The sequence below is a fragment of the Mucilaginibacter sp. P1_A3 genome (assembly GCF_056406855.1).
Genome location: NZ_JBFTZJ010000017.1, coordinates 48,656 through 68,874 on the forward strand (window position 1 = coordinate 48,656; position 20,219 = coordinate 68,874).

22 protein-coding genes and 1 tRNA gene are annotated in these 20,219 nt (G+C 42.2%); 8 read left to right on the top strand and 15 right to left on the bottom strand.

Going from position 1 to position 20,219, the window contains the following annotated elements; translation table 11 throughout:
• Positions 1 to 10: 10 nt before the first annotated feature.
• Together AC1D0K_RS28695 and AC1D0K_RS28700 are read right to left on the bottom strand one after the other, a co-directional pair.
• Positions 11 to 958, bottom strand: coding sequence for a transcription antitermination protein NusB (locus AC1D0K_RS28695; protein ID WP_477391778.1), 948 nt, complete (start codon positions 956 to 958; stop codon positions 11 to 13).
• Positions 959 to 1,006: 48 nt separating this feature from the next.
• On the bottom strand, positions 1,007 to 2,092 hold the full coding sequence (locus AC1D0K_RS28700; protein WP_477391779.1) for a Glu/Leu/Phe/Val family dehydrogenase: 1,086 nt from the start codon (positions 2,090 to 2,092) through the stop codon (positions 1,007 to 1,009).
• A 442-nt stretch (positions 2,093 to 2,534) separates the two neighbouring features.
• Between AC1D0K_RS28700 and AC1D0K_RS28705 the strand changes: the two genes are divergently transcribed.
• The 6 genes from AC1D0K_RS28705 to AC1D0K_RS28730 all read left to right on the top strand — a co-directional run bounded on the left by AC1D0K_RS28705 (position 2,535) and on the right by AC1D0K_RS28730 (position 8,364).
• Positions 2,535 to 3,344, top strand: a complete 810-nt coding sequence (locus AC1D0K_RS28705) for an SDR family NAD(P)-dependent oxidoreductase (RefSeq protein ID WP_477391780.1) — start codon at positions 2,535 to 2,537, stop codon at positions 3,342 to 3,344.
• 231 nt (positions 3,345 to 3,575) lie between these two features.
• Positions 3,576 to 3,887 (top strand): hypothetical protein, encoded by a 312-nt coding sequence (locus tag AC1D0K_RS28710; RefSeq protein ID WP_477391781.1) that lies wholly within the window; start codon positions 3,576 to 3,578, stop codon positions 3,885 to 3,887.
• 220 nt (positions 3,888 to 4,107) lie between these two features.
• On the top strand, positions 4,108 to 5,256 hold the full coding sequence (locus AC1D0K_RS28715; RefSeq protein WP_477391782.1) for an acyltransferase family protein: 1,149 nt from the start codon (positions 4,108 to 4,110) through the stop codon (positions 5,254 to 5,256).
• A gap of 54 nt (positions 5,257 to 5,310) precedes the next feature.
• Positions 5,311 to 5,799 carry a nuclear transport factor 2 family protein gene (locus AC1D0K_RS28720; protein ID WP_477391783.1) on the top strand — a complete coding sequence of 163 codons (489 nt, stop codon included), beginning with the start codon at positions 5,311 to 5,313 and terminating at the stop codon, positions 5,797 to 5,799.
• A 199-nt stretch (positions 5,800 to 5,998) separates the two neighbouring features.
• Entirely contained in the window at positions 5,999 to 7,786 is a 1,788-nt protein-coding gene (locus AC1D0K_RS28725; RefSeq protein WP_477391784.1) for an ABC transporter ATP-binding protein, read from the top strand.
• Between the two features lie 245 nt (positions 7,787 to 8,031).
• Positions 8,032 to 8,364: a DUF3276 family protein gene (locus AC1D0K_RS28730; RefSeq protein ID WP_295712463.1), complete on the top strand. Its 333-nt coding sequence runs from the start codon at positions 8,032 to 8,034 to the stop codon at positions 8,362 to 8,364.
• Positions 8,365 to 8,472: 108 nt separating this feature from the next.
• Here the strand turns inward: AC1D0K_RS28730 and AC1D0K_RS28735 are convergent, their stop codons facing one another.
• The gene (locus tag AC1D0K_RS28735; protein ID WP_477391785.1) at positions 8,473 to 8,970 is read right to left on the bottom strand and encodes a DUF5362 family protein; all 498 of its coding nucleotides are present in this window, start codon (positions 8,968 to 8,970) and stop codon (positions 8,473 to 8,475) included.
• Positions 8,971 to 9,057: 87 nt separating this feature from the next.
• Entirely contained in the window at positions 9,058 to 10,431 is a 1,374-nt protein-coding gene (gene mgtE / locus AC1D0K_RS28740) for a magnesium transporter (RefSeq protein WP_477391786.1), read from the bottom strand.
• Positions 10,432 to 10,658: 227 nt separating this feature from the next.
• Between mgtE and ychF the strand changes: the two genes are divergently transcribed.
• Positions 10,659 to 11,762, top strand: coding sequence for a redox-regulated ATPase YchF (ychF, locus tag AC1D0K_RS28745; protein WP_477391787.1), 1,104 nt, complete (start codon positions 10,659 to 10,661; stop codon positions 11,760 to 11,762).
• A gap of 406 nt (positions 11,763 to 12,168) precedes the next feature.
• Here the strand turns inward: ychF and AC1D0K_RS28750 are convergent.
• The 11 genes from AC1D0K_RS28750 to AC1D0K_RS28800 form a co-directional block, all read right to left on the bottom strand.
• A tRNA-Arg gene (locus AC1D0K_RS28750) sits at positions 12,169 to 12,240 on the bottom strand.
• 103 nt (positions 12,241 to 12,343) lie between these two features.
• Positions 12,344 to 13,072: an esterase family protein gene (locus AC1D0K_RS28755; protein WP_477391788.1), complete on the bottom strand. Its 729-nt coding sequence runs from the start codon at positions 13,070 to 13,072 to the stop codon at positions 12,344 to 12,346.
• A 69-nt stretch (positions 13,073 to 13,141) separates the two neighbouring features.
• Positions 13,142 to 13,732 carry an SGNH/GDSL hydrolase family protein gene (locus tag AC1D0K_RS28760; protein ID WP_477442752.1) on the bottom strand — a complete coding sequence of 197 codons (591 nt, stop codon included), beginning with the start codon at positions 13,730 to 13,732 and terminating at the stop codon, positions 13,142 to 13,144.
• Positions 13,733 to 13,830: 98 nt separating this feature from the next.
• Positions 13,831 to 14,199 (bottom strand): DUF1801 domain-containing protein, encoded by a 369-nt coding sequence (locus AC1D0K_RS28765; RefSeq protein WP_477391790.1) that lies wholly within the window; start codon positions 14,197 to 14,199, stop codon positions 13,831 to 13,833.
• 5 nt (positions 14,200 to 14,204) lie between these two features.
• A complete protein-coding gene (locus tag AC1D0K_RS28770) occupies positions 14,205 to 14,561 on the bottom strand; it encodes a DUF1801 domain-containing protein (protein WP_477391791.1) in 357 nt (118 codons plus the stop codon).
• A 10-nt stretch (positions 14,562 to 14,571) separates the two neighbouring features.
• Positions 14,572 to 14,907, bottom strand: a complete 336-nt coding sequence (locus AC1D0K_RS28775; protein ID WP_477391792.1) for a hypothetical protein — start codon at positions 14,905 to 14,907, stop codon at positions 14,572 to 14,574.
• Between the two features lie 387 nt (positions 14,908 to 15,294).
• A complete protein-coding gene (locus AC1D0K_RS28780) occupies positions 15,295 to 15,684 on the bottom strand; it encodes a response regulator (RefSeq protein WP_477391793.1) in 390 nt (129 codons plus the stop codon).
• Between the two features lie 94 nt (positions 15,685 to 15,778).
• Entirely contained in the window at positions 15,779 to 16,384 is a 606-nt protein-coding gene (locus tag AC1D0K_RS28785; RefSeq protein ID WP_477442750.1) for a TetR/AcrR family transcriptional regulator, read from the bottom strand.
• Positions 16,385 to 16,552: 168 nt separating this feature from the next.
• Positions 16,553 to 18,094: a DHA2 family efflux MFS transporter permease subunit gene (locus AC1D0K_RS28790; RefSeq protein WP_477391795.1), complete on the bottom strand. Its 1,542-nt coding sequence runs from the start codon at positions 18,092 to 18,094 to the stop codon at positions 16,553 to 16,555.
• A gap of 71 nt (positions 18,095 to 18,165) precedes the next feature.
• Positions 18,166 to 18,906: an SDR family oxidoreductase gene (locus AC1D0K_RS28795; protein ID WP_477391796.1), complete on the bottom strand. Its 741-nt coding sequence runs from the start codon at positions 18,904 to 18,906 to the stop codon at positions 18,166 to 18,168.
• Positions 18,907 to 19,011: 105 nt separating this feature from the next.
• A complete protein-coding gene (locus tag AC1D0K_RS28800) occupies positions 19,012 to 19,635 on the bottom strand; it encodes a class I SAM-dependent methyltransferase (RefSeq protein ID WP_477391797.1) in 624 nt (207 codons plus the stop codon).
• Between the two features lie 50 nt (positions 19,636 to 19,685).
• Here AC1D0K_RS28800 and AC1D0K_RS28805 point away from each other — a divergent pair, with 50 nt between their 5' ends.
• A complete protein-coding gene (locus AC1D0K_RS28805; RefSeq protein WP_477391798.1) occupies positions 19,686 to 20,162 on the top strand; it encodes a rhodanese-like domain-containing protein in 477 nt (158 codons plus the stop codon).
• Positions 20,163 to 20,219: the final 57 nt, after the last annotated feature.

The window sequence follows — 20,219 nt, forward strand, 5'->3', positions numbered from 1 at the left end:
TGCAATGTGGTTATTCTATTAATCCCCGGCCTATTTTACGTACTTTATTTTCGGCCTTAAGGTCTATCAAAATCTTGTCTAAGATACCGTTTATAAATGAATTACTCTTAGGTGTACTAAACTCCTTTGAAATTTCAAGGTACTCGTTAATAGTTACTTTTACCGGGATAGAAGTAAAGTTAATAAACTCGGTAATGGCCATCTTCATCAGCAGGGTATCCATCATCGCAATACGATCTGGCTCCCAGTTAGTAGTTTTGGCAGCTATCAGTTCCTGGTAAGGGCTATCAAAACGGATGCTTTTTTCAAACAGATCAACCACAAATTCGCGGTCTTCTACCCAGTTACCTGTAATTTCGGCCAGGTGGTTTTGTTTGTAATCGTCGCTTGAAAAGTTTTTGAATGTTTTGGCTATCAAAGCTTGTAATACATCACGATCAACCGGCCAAAAAATAAATTTATCTTCAAAAACCTGCTCGGCCAGTGATGATTTTAAAATTACTTTTTTGAAAATGAATTTGATGATGTCCTTATCCGTTTGGATGGTATCGTCGGTTTTTGCCAGGTAAGCAGTATACTCGGGCGAATTTTTAAGAATGGTGAACAACGATTTAGCCAGTTCTGGCTCAAACTGCCACTCTACTTTATATTTTTTTAAAGCGATGAGGTAGTCCCGGTTGTCATTTAAGGAGAGGATAAACCTGTTGCCAAGTATTTTAACGTCAGCATTCAAGTCTTCGGCGGAGGGTAAATATTTGTTGGCTCTTTCTTCCTTGTCGTTTGCCGCATAATTAACCACTTCGGATATTAATGATAACATCCAGATATACATTTCAAAAACCTGGTCGATACTGTGCAACATGTTTTTTTCATGGTGATTGATCTCCCTTGTATCTGACGAGTGGAACGCGTACAGTGCCTGTAATACTTTTACCCTTAGGTGCCTTCTGTTTAACATGTGTAAGAACGATTTGGTGAGCCAGCTGGCTCACAGTTTAAATTATAATTAATATGATGATTTTACTTTTTTAATATCAGCTATCCGTCTTTCGGCTATTTTATTTGCCGCATCAATAGTTGAAATATTTTCGAGTTTCGAAAGCTTTAAAATGTTACGCGTGACCTCGTAAATGTTTTCGGTAAGCTGCATGGTCCGTTTTTTACTAAAACCCTTTAATTCCGAATAGCAGTTGATGATACCACCTGCGTTGATCACATAGTCCGGCGCAAACATAATGCCTTTATCCAGCAGCATTTCGCCATGCACGCTTTCATCCAGGAGCTGGTTATTGGCCGACCCTGCAATAATGCTGCATTTTAATTTGTTAATAGTTTCGCTATTTACGGTGCCACCTAACGCGCAGGGCGCGTATATATCGGCATCTATATCAAATATACTATTATTTGATATAGCTTCGGCTCCATATTTTTTTGCAATTTGTCCAATGCGTTCTTCCTGAATGTCGCTGATGTAAACTTTAACATTTTCATCTCTGAGCAGACGCACCAGGTGCTCGCCCACATGGCCTACACCCTGTACAATTACCGATTTTCCGGTAAGGGTATCGGTACCAAATTGCTCTTTAACACAGGCTTTAATACCCATCAAAACCCCTTGTGCCGCAACAGGGGATGGATCGCCGCTACCGCCAATACTTTCGGGGATGCCGGTAACAAACTCCGTTTCCATACGGATGTATTCCATATCGCGCGGACTGGTGCCTACATCTTCTGATGTGATGAACTCGCCGTTAAGGTTTTTAATAAAGCGGCCAAACTTGCGCATCAACGCCTCCGTTTTATCCTTGCGCGAATCGCCGAGGATAACCGAATAGCCACCGCCCATGTTAAGCCCGGCAATAGCACATTTATAGGTCATGCTTTTTGACAGGCGCAACACATCATTCAAGGCATCAGCCTCTGATTTATAATTCCACATGCGTGTACTGCCAAAAGCAGGACCGAGTGTAGTATCATGAATGGCTATGATGGCTTTTAAGCCTGTATCCTGATCGCTGCAAAAAACAACCTTTGTATGACCGAATGTTTCGAGCTGGCCGAATATGGATTGTGATGGTAGTTGGACGGACATTGGATATGGCAGTAAATGTTTTTAAGGCGGTACAAAAGTAGCTGTTTTTTTTTGACTGACAAAGTTAATAAGACTGAAAGTAGTTAGTTCAAAGTCATAACTTAGATAAGGAACGTTAGTAAGGCAGCTATTTAATGGTAAAAATCGACCTTTAAAAAGGCCCGTCATATTGAATCTGCCGGAGGCATCCGGGCAAAAGGCTTTGTCTGCACGATCCTTTTGCAGACCGGGGTAACAGCCCGGTTTAGAAGGCTGTATCAGATTGGCCGATATACCAAACGCGGTGCGCGGCGCAAAACCATACAGCCCTTGTTTTTTGCAAGGGGGGAGGGTAGTAATCGTCGCAATATCACCCTTAAATTGTCTGTAATGGCCCCCTGCAATAAAAATATTTAATTTTAGGTTTGTATAGCAAAATCCTTCACCACATAAACCAAGCTGTATGTTACTCCAAAACAAAAATGCAATTATATATGGCGCAGGCGGCTCTTTGGGCAGTGCAGTTGCCAAAGCATTGGCCGCCGCAGGTGCCAGGGTATTTTTAACCGGTCGCAATGCTGGCCCGGTACAAAAAGTAGCAGATGAGATTATTGCCCATGGCGGGCTTGCCGAAGTAGATGAAGTGGATGCCCTGGATGAAAAAGCGATCAACGATCATATAAATAGCGTTGTGCAGCAAGTTGGTACGGTAGATATCTCTTTTAATGCTGTTGGGGTTGATGTTGTGCAGGGCATCCCCCTGGTTGATATGCCGGCAGATGACTTCATGAGCCCGGTAACCAATATGCTGCAAACCCGGTTTTTGACCGCTACGGCGGCTGGCCGGGTAATGATGCCCCAACACTCGGGCGTTATTCTGTCGCTTACCGCAACGCCCGGAGGAATAGGTTACCCATATACAGGCGGGTTTGCGGCGGCATGTTGCGCTGTAGAAAGTTTTTCGCGGAACCTGGCCGCAGAGTTGGGCGTTTACGGGGTGAGGGTGGTAAATATCCGGTCTGGAGGTTCGCCCGATTCGAAAGTATTTGCGGATGCGATTGCCGCCCAACCTGAAGTAATGGCGCAGGTTCTTCGCCAGATGAAAGCCGACACCATGCTGAAAGAACTGCCATTGATGGAAGATATAGCCAACACCGCCGTATTCCTGGCATCAACTATGGCCGGCAAAATAACAGGAGTTACTATTGATGTAACCAGCGGCACAACTGCGGGCTTAAATTATAGGGTGGAGCGGGTGGTGGTTGACAAATAATCAACGGCCAAGCATATCGGACGACTCACCCCGACCAGGCTTCGCCGGTCGGCCCTCTCTTCAACTTCGTTGGAAAGAGGGCAAAACAGTTTTTTGATCAGAATTTTTAAATCCCCTCTATGCGCGAAGGGGAGAGAGGGGTGACAAGCGCAGCGATGTCGGGGTGAGTCGTCTGCGCACCGCAATCAAATATTCAACATAATAATGGATAACTATTAAAATTTATTCGCCATGAAAATAGTAAGAGTACAATACACCACCACAGCGCAATTTGCCGCAACAAACCAGCAAAACATTGCCGGCATTGTTGCAGAGTTAAAACAGCTTAACCATCCCGGTATAAAATATGGTGCCTGGTTACTGCCCGATGGGAAAACCTTTATGCACTTTGATCAGCTGGAAAACGAAGAAGCCCACCAGGTACTTACTTCCCTGCAATCATTCAAAAAATTTGACGAGGAACTTTGGGCAAGCCAGCTCGAAGTGGAACCGGTATTGGAGTTGTTAACGTTGGTGGCATCAACAGAGGAGTATTTTGGGTAGAAAAGAATTAGGTTATCTGTAGCGAATTAATACGCATATAGCGCAGCATTGTAAATGGGGTTAAAGCGCTTTTTTTGTATGAAATTGCCAATGCGTAAAATTCATTTATGTATTTCCATTTTATTTAAGCACATTTAGCGTTAAATACTGCCGCTTAACCAAAACGGCATCATTAACCTGATTAAACCCAATTTTACCATTTATAATTATCACAAATTAAATGAATGCTTCGCCTGCTTATCCTGATTCAAAAAAACATTATCCAATTTTAGATGGCTTGCGTGGGGTTGCCGCGCTGCTGGTGGTGGCTTTCCACGTTTTAGAAACCTATTCGGGTAACCGCTTTAACCAGATCATTAATCATGGCTACCTGGCGGTCGATTTCTTTTTCCTGCTGTCGGGTTTTGTGGTGGCTTATGCTTATGATGATCGCTGGGGAAAAATGAGCCAGTGGGATTTTTACAAACGACGGCTGATCAGGCTGCAACCCATGGTTATTGTGGGGACTATTATTGGCGCCTTGCTTTTTTATTTCCAGGCAAGCCCGGTGTTTCCGCTGATAGCCGGTACGCCAGTTTGGAAGTTGTTGTTGGTGATGGTGGTTGGTTTTACAACGATTCCCTTGCCTATATCGATGGATATACGGGGCTGGCAGGAAATGCACCCGCTGGATGGTCCCGCCTGGTCGTTGTTTTTTGAATACATTGCTAATATCATGTACGCGCTGTTTTTTCGCAAAGTTTCGCAAAAGGTGCTTGCGGTATTGGTGGTTATATTTGCCGGTTTACTTGTGCGCTATTTGGTAATGGGCCCGCAGGGGGATGTTATCGGCGGCTGGAGTATTGATAAAACCCAGCTTAATATTGGTTTTTTACGTATGCTTTACCCGTTTTTTGCGGGGATCCTGCTTTCGCGTATGGGCAAGCTGATTCGTATCAAAGGCGCTTTTACCGTATGTAGCCTGTTGATAGCCCTTGTTTTATTTATACCCAGGATTGGCGGCCCCGAACATTTGTGGATGAACGGGTTATATGAGTCGTTTGCTATTATTCTGATGTTTCCGCTGATTGTTGCCATTGGTGCCGGAGGCCACATAAACGGTAAGTTTTCGGCCAAAGTGTGCCGGTTTTTTGGCGATATATCATACCCTATTTATATTACGCATTACCCGCTGATATACCTGTATACAGGCTGGGTTTCAAAAAATAAGGTACCCATGGAGTATGGTATTTGGTTTGGCCTGCTTTTGTTTGTGGTTAGCATTGTCATTGCTTATGCCTCGCTAAAATTATATGATGAACCCGTTAGAAAATGGCTTGCGAAACGCTTTTTGGCGAAAAAAACGGTAGAGGCAAATATTGTAGCTTAACTGTAACTACCAGGGGCCCGCGGGCGTCTTTGCGGTATATTTAATAGTTTGATCATGAAAGCACCTCATTTGTTTTTCCGCATCTGTTTTTTTGTAATGTTTATTGCTGTTGGTTTTACCGTTAAGGCCCAAACCACAGCTTTTAAACCGAAGGACCCCGCACTGTTTAAAACCATTGCCCATATGGATAGCGTAATGTTTAATGCTTTTAACAACCGTAATATGGATGTGCTTAAAATCTTATTTACAGCAGATGTGGAGTTTTATAATGATGGCAAAGGCGTTACCGGTTACGATGCTACCATGGCCGGTTTTAAAGGGATTTTTGAAAATAAACAAGCCGCCGATCTGCGGCGTGACCTATTGCCCGAAAGCCTGGAAGTTTACCCTATGCCCGGTTTTGGCGCTATTGAAATGGGAACCCATCGTTTTACCCATACCGAAAACGGCCAGCCGGTGATAGGAGTCATGAAATTTGTACACATCTGGCAATATAAGGATGGCCAATGGAAAGTGACACGCGTAGTAAGTGTTGGGCATTGATGGGGATGGCGCGGCCTGTTAAACTTTAACATGCTGCTTTTGCCGTAGCCGACAGCGAGGTATAACACTCATGCAAAAAATGAGCGTTAAATTATTTACATCCGTCAGACCTTTCGCCTGAAACAATCCTCCCAAATTTTAATACTTTTGATCTGACGGATTTTCGGACTTGCCGGATTTTCGACTTTCGGACTAAAACATGAAAGACCTCGCGTACCTCAATAAGTTTTTTTACAAATACCGCTGGCGATTAATCCCGGGTGTAATGTTTGTAATTATATCCAATATTTTTGGTGTGTTGCCCGCGCAGGTTATTCGCGTAGCTTTTGATTTGGTTACCGAAAATATTGGCGCTTACCAGCTTTTTGCCGGCTTTAACCGTCAAAGCATGATCTATGATATTTTTGGCAGTAGCCTGATGCTTTTTGGCGCGCTGGTATTAGTGCTGGCGCTGCTGCGGGGGCTGTTTCTTTTTTTTATGCGACAAACCATTATCCTCATGTCGCGCCATATTGAGTATGATCTGAAGAACGAAATTTATAATCACTACCAGCTCCTGTCGCTTGCTTTTTACCGCCGTCACAACACCGGCGATTTGATGAACCGTGTTACCGAAGATGTAAGCCGGGTACGCATGTACCTGGGCCCGGGTATTATGTACACCATTAACACGGTGGTGTTGTTTATTTTGGTGATATACGCCATGCTTACGGTAAATATAAGGCTGGCCATTTTTTCGGTATTGCCATTGCCTATACTGGCGGGTATTATTTACTATGTAAATAATATAATCAATTACCGCAGCGAGCAAATCCAGGAGCGGTTATCGGGTCTGTCCAGCTTTGTACAGGAAAATATTTCGGGCATCAGGGTCATCAAATCATACGTGCGCGAAGGCTTTGTGCGCAAAAACTTCGCTGCCGAAAGCGAAAACTATAAAACTCATTCCATGGCTTTGGCCAGGGTGCAGGCTATGTTTTATCCTATTATGTTACTGCTGGTAGGTTTAAGCAACGTAATTACCATGTACGTTGGCGGGGTTGAGGTAATGAAAGGGAATATTACATCGGGTAATATTGCCGAGTTTATTGTGTATTTAAACATGCTTACCTTCCCGGTTATCTCACTTGGTTGGGTAACCTCACTTATCCAACGCGCGGCGGCTTCACAAAAACGAATCAATGAGTTTTTGCAACAGGAGCCAGAGATCATGTCTGCCGATGGGGTGGTGCATACCATTAAAGGCGCACTTGAGTTTAATAATGTATCATTTACTTACCCGGATACCGGGATACAGGCCTTAAAAAATGTTTCGTTTAAAGTTGATCCGGGGCAAATGGTGGCCATTATTGGCCGTACAGGTTCGGGCAAATCAACCATTGCCAATTTGGTAATGCGCATGTATGATACTACAGGCGGCGAAATCACAGCTGATAATATCCCCCTGAAACAATTTAACCTGGAAGGTTACCGGTCGCAAATTGGTTTTGTGCCGCAGGAGGTTTTCCTGTTCTCGGATACCATTGCCAATAATATTGCCTTTAGTGCCGATGTACTTGATTTGCCGGTTGTGGAGCAGGCCGCGAAAGATGCCGCTGTTTATAACAATATTATAGAGCTTGAGCATGGCTTTACCACCCTGATAGGCGAGCGTGGTGTTACACTATCCGGCGGGCAAAAGCAGCGGGTATCTATAGCACGAGCAATTTTTAAGCATCCGCAGATATTGATTTTTGATGACTGCCTCTCGGCAGTTGATACCCGTACCGAGGAGGAGATTTTGAATAACCTGGGCCGGGTGATGCAGGGTAAAACCAGTATCATCATCTCGCACCGGATATCGACCATAAAAAACGCCGATAAGATACTGGTAATGGACAACGGCCAAATTGTTGAGCATGGCAACCATGAATACCTGATGCAGCTTAAAGGCACCTATTTTGACCTGTACGAAAAGCAATTGCTTGAAGAAGAGCAGGACGCGTAAACCAGGGAAATCGCTAAAAAAAAGCGCTATTTTGCCCTATTTCTTAACACTTATTTGCGAAAAGATTCGGTGCAAAAGTGTTTAAAAATCGGGTAAAATGAATCTGCAAACTGTAATAAATTTAACTTCAACACAAGTAAAGTGCCATTTTGTTTTAAAATGTGTAATAAAGTTGAATAAAATACTTGCTGTTTGAATTTTTATTTATATTTATGCCAACCAAAACTAATTACGGGTATATTCATATGGGAGATTTTGACAATAGAGAGCGGGAAGAGGTATTTTCAAAGAAGGTGAGAGCCGGGAAGAGAACATATTTTTTTGATGTAAAGGCAACCAGATCAAACGATTACTATGTTACTATAACAGAGAGCAAGAAACGTTTGGAGGACGGTGTGTTTATTAAACACAAGATTTTTTTATACAAAGAGGATTTTGAAAAATTTGCCGAAGGCTTAAAAGATACAGTTGACTATATAAAGGCTAACCAGGACGTTGTTGAAAAACGTTACGAATACAGCGAGAACTCTGAAGTTGCAAAAACATCTGCTGATGAGGATTTCTCATTCGAGATATAAGGCCGAACAACCACTAAACTATATTATTACAAGAAAACCCTGCTTTTGGCGGGGTTTTTCATTTTGTATAATAAGTAATACCAGTTCCTGATTCACATAGGTGCCTTTTTAAACACCAACCATAGAATTTTTCATAACTGCCGCAAATGCTATAAAGCCAATAATAGCTAACACATATATACATATGATAACTATGGTTACAATTCCCCATAATTTAAAAAAGGACTTTAGTTTGCCCAGGCCGGCAGTGATGTGAGTGCTATCGCCAAAGTTGATGCCTTTTTTAATTTTTGTTGCAAACTGATATATGTACAGTGCAAAGAAAAAATAAAGCAAATCAATCAGCAGATAAAAAATAGTAACGCCGCCGCCAAAACCCGCCATCATTTTTAGCCCCGGATTATAGGGCATCATTTCGGCCATTTTTGTAAAAATAGTACCTATTGATATAGCTACAAGTGAAAATAAGGCACAAAATATAAGGCCAAGAATACCTAAAAAGGTAGCCCATTTACCGGCAGATAACAGATAGCTTTGAGCCTCGGGTGTTAAAATAAGATTGTTGTTTGGTTCTAAAGGAGCAACGTAGATTTCTTCGGTTTCCATTTTTTAGTTTAGGGTTTAAATATTTATATAGTTAGTACTAAAGATATAAATATTTAAACTAAACAATAATAGGATGCCGGATTTATGTTAAAGCAACGTACCCTTCATAAACAGCAACGCTATCGAAAAGTAAATAATAAGCCCGGTAACATCAACCAGCGTAGCAACAAACGGCGCAGACGACGTAGCAGGGTCGGCACCTAATTTTTTGAGGATGAGCGGCAGCATGGATCCTGCTAACGACCCCCACAAAACCACACCCACCAGGGCGCAACCTACCGTTAACCCAACCAGCATCCAATACGGACCGTAAAGGTGAGGCCAAAGCATGGCAAAAGCAAAAATTCGGAAGAAACCGATGATACCTAAAGTAGCACCCAGCATCAGGCCCGAGAGTAACTCGCGACGCATAACACGCCACCAGTCGGTTACGGTAACTTCGCCAAGCGCCATTGCCTGTATAATTAAGGTTGAAGCCTGCGAGCCGCCATTACCACCGCTTGATATAATAAGCGGGATAAACAGCGCCAGCACAACCGCCTTTTCAATCGACTTTTCAAAAAAGCCCATAGCAGTAGCCGTTAGCATTTCGCCTAAAAACAAAATGATAAGCCAGCCAACACGTTTTTTTACCAGTTTAAAAAGGTTAATATCCAGATAGGGCTCGTCCAGCGCTTCGGTACCACCTATTTTTTGAATATCTTCGGTATACTCTTCGTTGGCTATCCATAAAATGTCATCAACGGTTACTATCCCAAGCAAAATATTTTCGCTATCAACCACAGGCAATGCGGTGCGGTTGTTCATCCTGAAAATATTGATGGCTTCTTCCTGCGGATCACTTGCACTCAGCGAAATCAGGCGGCCATCCATCAGGTCGCTTACCTTTGTTTCGGGTTTCACCAGCAATATTTCGCGGATACGGATATCATCCAGCAACTGGCCATTCTCGTCTATAACATATATTACGTCAATCGTTTCGGAGTTTTTACCGTAACGGCGAATGTGTGATAATACGCGGGTAACGTCCCAGGTTCGTTTTACGGCAATGTAATCAGGCGTCATCAAACGGCCAACGCTATCCTCTTCGTAACCTAAAAGGGATAAGGCTTCCTTACGGTTTTCCGGCGATAGGTGCAGGATCAGTTTTTGAACGGCATCGCCGTGTAGCTCACTAAAAAGCGATGTACGGTCATCTGGCGGCAGCTCATTAATAAGCTCTTCAACTTTTTGACCCGAAAGTTTTTTGATAATCCGCTCCTGCGTTGGGAAATCCAATATGCGGAACACATTAACGGCGCGGTTAATAGAAAGGATCTCAATAAACAGGGCACCATGTTCAGGAAGTTCATCAATCAGTTCTTCAACATCCGATATGTTAAGGTTGTTCAAATATTCCTGTAACCCGGTATTGTCTTTCGTTTCCAGCAACAATTCTATTTGCTCAACCATCTCTTCCATAAAACGCCCTCGTTTTTTACATCTTATTATAAACTGTTTTCTGTTTTTTTGACGATGGCAAAAGTCGTTTATTTTTTCAAATTATTAGGCAAAAATTTCTGTTATCTTTGCAGCCTTTAAGCCCCACCCAACCCTCCCCGGAAGGGAGGGCTATTTAACACAAATAATACAGGAAGTCTCCCCTTCCGGGGGAGATTTAGAGGGGGCTTATTTAACTTTTTAACAAAATGGGTTTACAATGTGGAATAGTGGGTTTACCAAATGTGGGCAAATCAACACTTTTTAATTGCTTATCAAATGCCAAGGCGCAGGCGGCCAACTTTCCGTTTTGCACTATTGAGCCAAACGTAGGTGTAATTACGGTGCCGGATGAGCGCTTAACAAAGCTTACCGAAATAGTTCAGCCAAAGGCCATTGTGCCCAACGTTATCGAAATTGTTGATATTGCCGGCCTGGTAAAAGGCGCCAGCAAGGGCGAGGGTCTGGGTAACCAGTTTTTGGCCAATATTCGTGCTACAAATGCTATTATCCACGTTTTACGTTGTTTTGATAATGATAACGTGATCCACGTTGATGGTTCTGTTGATCCCATCCGCGATAAAGAGATCATCGATACCGAATTGCAGCTTAAAGATCTTGATTCGATAGAAAAAAAGATCCAGAAGGTTGAAAAAATGGCTAAAACCGGTGGCGACAAAGAGGCAAAAAAAACCTTTGATGTTTTAACCGTTTATAAAAACCACCTGCTGCAGGGTAAATCTGCCCGCACCGCGCCGGTGGCCGAAGAGGATAAAGAATACATTGCTGATATATGGCTGCTTACCGCCAAACCGGTAATGTATGTTTGTAATGTTGATGAGGGATCTGTAAGTACCGGCAACGCTTATGTTGAAAAAGTGAAAGCTGCAGTAGCAGAAGAAAAAGCAGAAGTACTGATCATTTCAGCACAAATTGAAGCGGAAATAGCCGAGCTGGAATCATTTGAGGAACGCCAGATGTTTTTGAACGACCTTGGCTTAACCGAGTCTGGAGTTAATAAACTGATTAAGGCAGCATACCGTTTGCTTAACCTGGCCACTTACTTTACTGCAGGTGTACAGGAAGTACGCGCCTGGACAATTACACAGGGTTTTACCGCGCCACAGGCTGCAGGTGTGATCCACACCGACTTTGAAAAAGGCTTTATCCGTGCCGAGGTTATTAAGTACGATGATTTTGTAAAATATAACGGTGTTGAAGCTACCATTAAAGAGAATGGCAAACTTGGCGTTGAAGGCAAAACTTATATTGTGCAGGATGGCGACATTATGCACTTTAGGTTTAACGTGTAAGGGAACGGTGCGGGAGCTTAATGATAATTTAATAAAAAAAGCCTGGTGAAACCGGGCTTTTTTTATTGCTATAATTTTTTCTTTTATATTCATATAATTATAAATTAAAGAATTGACTATGAATAAAGCACGCAGACATGAATTGAAAATGCTAAGGTTTAAAAGAAGACTTAAAAACAGAGGCATAGTGGATAATGCTTCTATAAATACAAATTGCTTTCGTACTACAGGTAAGCCCGCTCATGCTATCTCTGCAGTAGCAGATCCTATAAAGTTACAGGCGAAAAGAAAAAACAGTTTTATGAGGTTAATAATGAGCTAAAAGAAGATCTTGAATAAAATCCGGTCACGAACCGCTCACTAATCTGTTTAAAAGCCCCTAATTGATATAATTAGAGGCCTTTTGTGCTCCCGACGAGATTCGAACTCATATCGATGGTACCGGAAACCATAATTCTATCCGTTGAACTACGGGAGCAGAGACGCAAATATATAAAAATGCCATTACCTATCCGGTCAAATTTAAAAAACGGTAATAATAAAGCTAAACAACAGGCTAACAATGGTTTTATCAATCGGCTTTACAAATACAGCTGCACCATCTGCTTCCAATACCTTGGCCTGTGGGCGTAATTATCCCAAATGTATAACCTATGCTCAATTCCTTTTGACGAAAGCACGTAGCTAAACTCGCGGTTGCTGGAAATGAAAGGGTCTGTTTGGCCAATGGCCATGATAATATTTATTTTGCGGATAGCATCCAAATCATAGCCCTCGCCAAGGTTGGCTACATATTGCAATGGCATGTTGAAATAAATATCCTCGTTTCTATAACCATCAAACAGATCCCTGAATTCTTCTATCTGCCGGGTAAGATCCTGCCGGCCGCTCATGCATACTACCTTTTTAAAGATGGTAGGATGTCTTAGCGCCAGGTTTATAGCATGGTATGCTCCCATACTGCAACCGGCAACATCAAAAATGTTGCCGTCGTTTTCGATTTTCATAAACGGAATAACCTCAGTTAATATGTATTGCTCATATTGTATATGGCGGTCAATACGATCAACAGGGTGTATCCAGGGGTTATAAAAACTTTCGGCATCAATACTATCTACACAAAAAAGCTGCAGTTCGCCGTTTTCTATGCGGTTCTGCAGCGCCTCAACTATTCCCCAGTTCTCATAATCGAAAAACCGGGCCATCCGTGTCGGAAAAAATAACACCGCCCTGCCGCTATGTCCAAATATCAAAAGTTCCATATTACGGTGCAAACTTGCACTAAACCATTTATGGTACGCTCTTTTCATTTTAGGTTAGGTCTTTTGGTGCGGAATTTCCACAACAGATGTTACTTCAAATTAAATAAATGGTAATGCTTAGCGATTAATATGATCATTAATTACTTGTTTCCATAACTGGTAACCGGCCGGGCTTAAATGCAAACCATCACCCACAAAATACTCTTTTTTAGGATAACCTTTAGCATCAACCATCTCTTTATATACATTTATAAAATGCCAGTTGTTGGTTTTCTTAACAATTTCTGTTTCGATAAGGTTATTGGCGTATTTAAATTTATCAATCATGTTCCAGCGGCTGAGGCTTGGTTTTAATGAAACATAATAGCAGGGCAGATCGCCAAAGCGCTGCTGCGTTTTGGTAACCAGTTGCTGAAAAAATATAAATACTTCCTCGGGGTGGCGGCCATCGCCAAGGTCATTATCGCCGGCGTATACAATTAAACGTTTAGGGTGATAGCTGATCATCACCCTTTCAAAAAACCAAACGCAGGCTGCTAATGTAGAACCGCCAAAGCCCAGATTAACCGGTTTAACGTTTTTAAAATCTTCATTAAGGTTTGTCCATAACCTTACCGATGAGCTGCCATAAAAAATTGTTTCAGGTTCATATTCCCTATTCAAACTAACTTTTTCAAGTTGTTTAATGTCATCTTCGTACCAATACATGAAACTATTTTACTATGTTTTATTAAAAAAAATATGATGAATGGTTATTAAATTCATTCGTTGGCAAGATAATATAATCATTTATGTATCATGTTAAATCATCTAACTTTTATGACCCCTGTTTTATACAGGTCAATACACTGTTTTAGGATATCAGTTATGGTTTCAACCGGCAGATTTTCGTCTGCGTCAAAAAGCATAATTTTCATGCGCGATCGTTTTTCGATGATAAGGGAGGGATGATCAAAACGGCGACCTTCAACAATGCCTATATAGGGTTTTAGTAGTTTCTTGTGCACCCACAGGTAGCAAAACATTTTGCCCCGGTAACAAAAAAATGGCATCCCGTATTTCAAGGCGGTGGTAATAGCTGCATCTTGTTTCAGGATGATCTCCCGCAGGGCCAGCAGGCAACCCCTTATGGGTTCGTCCTTTTGCAGGTAAAAGTTATCCAGTAGTGTTGGCATAGGTTTTACAGATCGCGTTTTATCAATTCAATGGCCATATTCAAGACTTCTTCAATAATTTCAACGGGCAGCTCTTTTCCTGCATCGAGGATCATGATCTTGATACGCGAACGGTTTTCAAAAATAAGACTGGGATGGTTCAGCCTTTTGCCCTCATTTAAACCAATAAAAGGTTGTTGCAGTTTTTTATGCATCCATATATAACAAAACATTTTGCCCTTGTATAAAAAAAATGGCATATTGAATTTCCAGGCGTTGGTTATAGCGGCATCATGGTTCAGGATGATTTGGCGCAGCGCTAAAAAACAACTTCTTAAAGGTTCGTCCTGCTGCAGGTAAAAGTCATCGAGTGCCATTAGCATAAGCAAATACTTATTTCCTTTTTGATACTGCTTTAACCGGGATGGTGCGCACATATTCAGCAGCACTTAGGGCAAACTCTTTCCATCGGTCATGATAAATATAGGGAATCTGGATCCATTCCTTCATTGGTCTGTTATCCATAGGATCAAAAAGCTGGGCGCCATCCAAACTTAAGGCCTCATCGCGGGCTTCGCCATTAAGTTTTACTACGAGGGTATCTCGGCGAAAGATGGCCGCCGCTTTACCGTTAGGTGTTTTAAAGCACAAAGCGCCAAACATTTTGCCCGGTTCAACATCGGGGATCTGCCGGGTAAGTTCATGAAAGTATTTTTCTGCTTCGGTCATAAACGTTTCTTTAAGTTATAGAATGTTGGAAATTCGTTTAGGTTCATCTTTTAGCACCATACTAAGCGTATAAGATAAAGCTAATTTTTAATTCAGACAAAACAAAGGTTCGGATAAAACGGTGGGGCAGGGTTGATGAGAAGCTCAATTTTGCTTTGGTGTGAGGCTCAGAAAGGAAGGATGCAAAATAAGTGGTGTAATGTTTCAACTAATGTGGTAGTAGCAGCTTGTGGGGAAGCAAACTACGGAACGGGATTTTTTTATATGCTTAAAACAAACACGCCAAAGGTACGCACGAAACAATTACGTGCTGTATAAGTATTATCGCAGTTCGTGGTTAGCGCGTTGCAATAGCCCAGTTGGCATCCGTTATTTAAAACCTGCCGCTTACCAATCAGCATGTTCAATATCCCCCGTCTTTAATAAACAACCTCTTACGGTGTTCACAATATCTGTAAGACCAAAAGGTTTGGCAATAAAAGCGTCAGAGCCATAGTTTCCTAACGACTCCAGTACCCGCGGATAGGCCGAAACCATTACCACCGGGATATGGGCAGTTAGCGGATTGGTTTTAAGCATATGGCAAAGTTCGCCCCCGTTTATGCCGAAGAGGATATAATCAAGTATCACCAGGTCGGCATTAAATGTCATGGCCGCCTTGCAGATATCATTGGTATAATTAATGGCCTGAATCTCGTAGCCTTCCATCTCAAGCACGTCTTTCATCACCTCAAGGATATCATCGCTATCATCGAGTATTAAGATCTTTTTTGACATAGACATAGTATATATAATTGGTACAGACAATAACGTATTGCCTGAGCCATTTGTTTTTTTTCTATGAATTTATTTTGTAATAATTAAATTACAGTTACCTGCGTTTAAGTGCCAAAACCAGCGCGTTAACGGTTTTTAAAACCTTATCGAGGCTGGCAGGTGTATTGGTTACCTTGGCTATCATTATACCACCCTCAATTAGTGCTATCATGGATAGGGCAGTGCCGCTTATATCGGCATCGTCCTTAAATTCCCCGGCTTCAATACCGGCCTGTACCAGGTTCTCTATTGATTTTTTCCAGCGGAGAACTGCCTGTGCGGCTTTATCTTTTAACAGGGGGTTGGTATCATCAGCATCTACAGCAGTATTTAATATGGGGCAGCCACCTGCAGGGAAGCTTGCCCTGGTAAAGCTGTGGTAAACCTGGGCGTAAACCAGTAGTTTATCATAGTAGGTATCGGCTTTTTGAATGCGCTCCTGTACCTGTTTTCTTATTTTGGCCGAGTTATAATCAAAGGCAGCTAAGGCAACTTCTTCTTTATTAGCAAAATTACCATAAATACTGCCCTTGGTGAGGCCCGTCGCCTCTGTAATATCGGACATGGAAGTGCCGGCATATCCCTTTTTATTAAAGATAGGAGCCGTAGTTTCTAAAATAAACAGGCGGGTTCTTTCTGCCTTTGATAATTCCTTTTCCATATTACAAATATACCAACTGGTATTTGAATGTTATAATTTTTGAGATAGAGAGCATTTTTCCCCGTTCCCCTCTCGAGAGGGGGCGCACCGGACTGTGAAATGGGAGGGGTGTGTTCTACGCGCGACTAACCACACGAATCACACATATCCCCTCCTTTAATGTTGTTTTTAATGATCACTCACCAGCACTATTGGCCCGGCTTGTTTTTTACGGTTAAGTACCAGGAATAACAAAGGCATAGCCACTAAAAACAGTAAACCAACAAGTATGTACGCATCCAAATAACTTAACAGGAACGATTGCTTGTCGATACCATTATTAACTACGGCCATGGCTTTATTATGGGCATCAAAACCAGACGATCCCTTACCCGTAAAATATTGGGTTAAGTTATTAATACGATTGGTAGCCTGCGGGTTGTAAACGCTGATATTGGAGATAAGATCATTTCTGTGCGATCCAAATCTTTTGGCCACATAGGTGTTGATCATTGCTATCCCGAATGAGCCGCCCAGCTGCCGCATCATATTGTTTAAGGCCGAGCCCTGCGGAACATCCTTAGCCTCAAGTCCCGAAACTGCAAGCGCCGTTAGCGGAACCGTAAGGAACGCGAGCCCCATAGCCCTGTAAATAAGGATTAAAGCCAAATTGCCGGGAGTAGCTTCTAAATTCAATCCTGCCATTTTATAACTAAATATCATGAACAGAAAAAATCCAGTGATAATTATTATTAGTGGTGATACTCCTTTTTTGAGCAATGTGGCCGAAAATAATAGACCAAAAATGGCCAGTATAGCGCCCGGCAGCAAAGTAAGCCCTGTAATGGTAGGCGGGAACCCCAGAACCCGCTGCGCCAGTACCGGTGTTAAAAAAACAGAGGTGAACAGGCCAACGCCGGTTACAAAGGTAAGGATAGCCGCAACGGCCAGTGATTTGCTTTTTAGTACCCTTAAATCAATAACCGGGTTTGGTACGGTAAGCTCCCACCAAATAAACATGAAAATGCTAAATACCGCGGTCACCGTTAAAGCGATAATGTAATTGGCCGAAAACCAATCATCAGTTTCGCCGCGCTCCAATACAGTCTGGAGCGAACCTATGCCAATAACCAGCAGCAGTATTCCCCACCAGTCTACCGCCTTGGCTTTAACTTTAATCTCGGGCTCGGTAACCAGTATCGTGCTTGATACGGCTACGGCAATACCAATAGGTATATTGATGTAGAAGATCCATGGCCATGAATAGTATTCTGTAATGAAACCACCTAATGTTGGCCCGATGGTAGGACCTAAAAATACACCTACTCCAAATAACGCGCTGGCTATACCTGTACGTGCTTTGCCAAATACCTCAAATACAATAGCCTGCGATACCGATAACAAAGCCCCGCCGCCCATGCCCTGCAAAAAGCGGAACAGCACCAGTGTCCAGATATTGGATGCCAGACCGCACATTGCCGAGAAGAAAGTGAAAGCGATAATAGAGCCGATGTAATAATTACGGCGCCCCAGCTTTGTGGCTAAAAAGCTGGTCATGGGTATTACTATAATGTTAGCAATAGCGTAGGCTGTTATTACCCAGGAAGTATCTTCCAGGGTAGCACCCAAGTTACCGCTCATGTGCGATAAGGCTACGTTTACTATGGAAGTATCTATCAGTTCCATTACTGCCGCCGCGATAACGGTTATGATAAGAATGTTTTTTTTCATTGGAGTATAAAATTTATTACTGTAAAATATACCGATTGGTATATTTTACAGTAATAAATTTTTTAAATGGATTACCTTGGCAGGTTAATCACTCTTAAAGCTTCATCTGGGTTTGATAGGTATAAGCGGTAAAAATCTTCTGTATTAGCTACCCGTATCTCGTATGTATCGGTCTCCAGGGCTGTGAAAAACTCATCAGCAACCTGTGATGGCGAGATCCCATTTTTGCCGCCTATTTCTGCCGAAAATTCGGTATCAACCAATGGAGGCATCAGTTCAAAAACTTTCACACTGGTTTCTGCCAATACCAATCTTAAAGCGCGGGTATAGGCATGAAGCGCGGCTTTAGTTGCGCCATAAGTGGCTAACCTTGTGCTTGGTGCAAAAGCAACTACCGATGATACATTTACTATAGCAGCTTCATTTTGTTTTTTGAGTGATGGTAATAGTTTTTCGTTAAGGCGGATGACAGACAGGTAGTTGGTCAGCATTTCTTCACCTGCTGTTTCAAAGGTATTGGTGCCGCTAAGCAGGTTATTGATGTTGGCTGCACCTGCATTGTTGATCACTATATTCAGTTCAGGAAATTCGGTAGTTAACTTAGTAACCAGCGCTTCTACATCTTCTGCATTTGATATATCGGCATTAATGGCCGTTACGTTTTTTAATTGACCGGCAGCTTTTTGCAAACGTTCATCATTACGACCGATGATGATTACATGATTATCCTGGCCTGATAGTTTTTTGGCTAACTCAAAACCTATGCCGGCACTGCCGCCGGTAATGAGTATGGTGTTTTTTGAAGTTTTCATTTTGATATGCTGAGTGATTAAATTCAACGCCACAAAAATATACCAATCGGTATATTTTTGCAATAGGGAAAATTCATTTCTATGTCATCATTGCAGGCATGAATTTTAGGCTATGTTTTCGATTTTCTTAAAGCTGCAAAACAGAAAATTTTGCGTGGTTTCAAATGGCGTGATATGATCTTCGGTAATACACCTTATCTTTTTAAAGTGTTGATGGAATTGATTTTGCAATTGCAGTTCTGAGTATTGTTTAATGGGTAGGCCGCTGCATTTTTCGGGGCCGTTTTCAGAGAAAGTACCCATCACTACATAATTACTAACCGCGTTTGATACGATGTTCAAATAATTGGTAATTTGATCTTCGTGGGTTAAAAAGTGGAAGGCCGCCCTATCGTGCCAAAGAGTATAAGTTTCTGTAGGCTTAAAATCACTGATGTCACAAACTATCCAGGTTACCTGATCGCTTTTATCGCCAAGCCTGGTTTGAGCTTTTGCTAATGCTTTTGCAGATATATCTAAAACGGTAACATTGGTAAATCCCTCCTGCAACAGGCAATCAACCAGCCTGCTGTCGCCACCGCCAATGTCAATAATTTTATCTGTTTTTGCCAGATGGAAGCTATGAATAAAATCAAGCGAGGTTTGCGGAACGGGCTGTGTCCAGCTTACCTGGCCGGGGTTTTTAGTTTCATATACCTGTTCCCAATGCTGCTTATTATTTTCTTCCATGGATAATGCTCATCTTTAAAAAATTAAAGTTCAAGATAAATATCCCAACTATGAAGAGAAATTGTTTGATAGCTATATTAAGTTTAATGTTTGTTGGTTTAATTGCTATGAATACCCATGCACAAACCTCGCCGGCCACCATGCCAACATTAGGCTCCACTAACCCCTGGACTGCCGGTCAATTATTGGAACCAGCCGAATTGGCTGCCGATATTAAAGCAGGGGATGCGAAAACTCCCGTCATTTTTAATATTGGCGCGGTGGAGGATATAAAGGGCGCTAAACATATTGGTGCGGTAAACAACACAGAGAATCTGGAAAAATTCAAAAACGCGCTTACATTGCTGCCTAAAACTACAGCGGTGGTTATTTATTGCGGTTGCTGCCCTTTTGCCAAATGCCCCAATATCCGCCCGGCATTCCTGGAGCTACAAAAAGAGGGCTTTACCAATATTAAGCTGCTTAACATATCAACCAATTTAAAAACCAACTGGATAGCTCAGGGCTACCCTTTAGCTGCCAAATAATTGGTATACAAAAAAAGCCTGCCGTCAATCAAACGGCAGGCCTAATTAAAAATATAT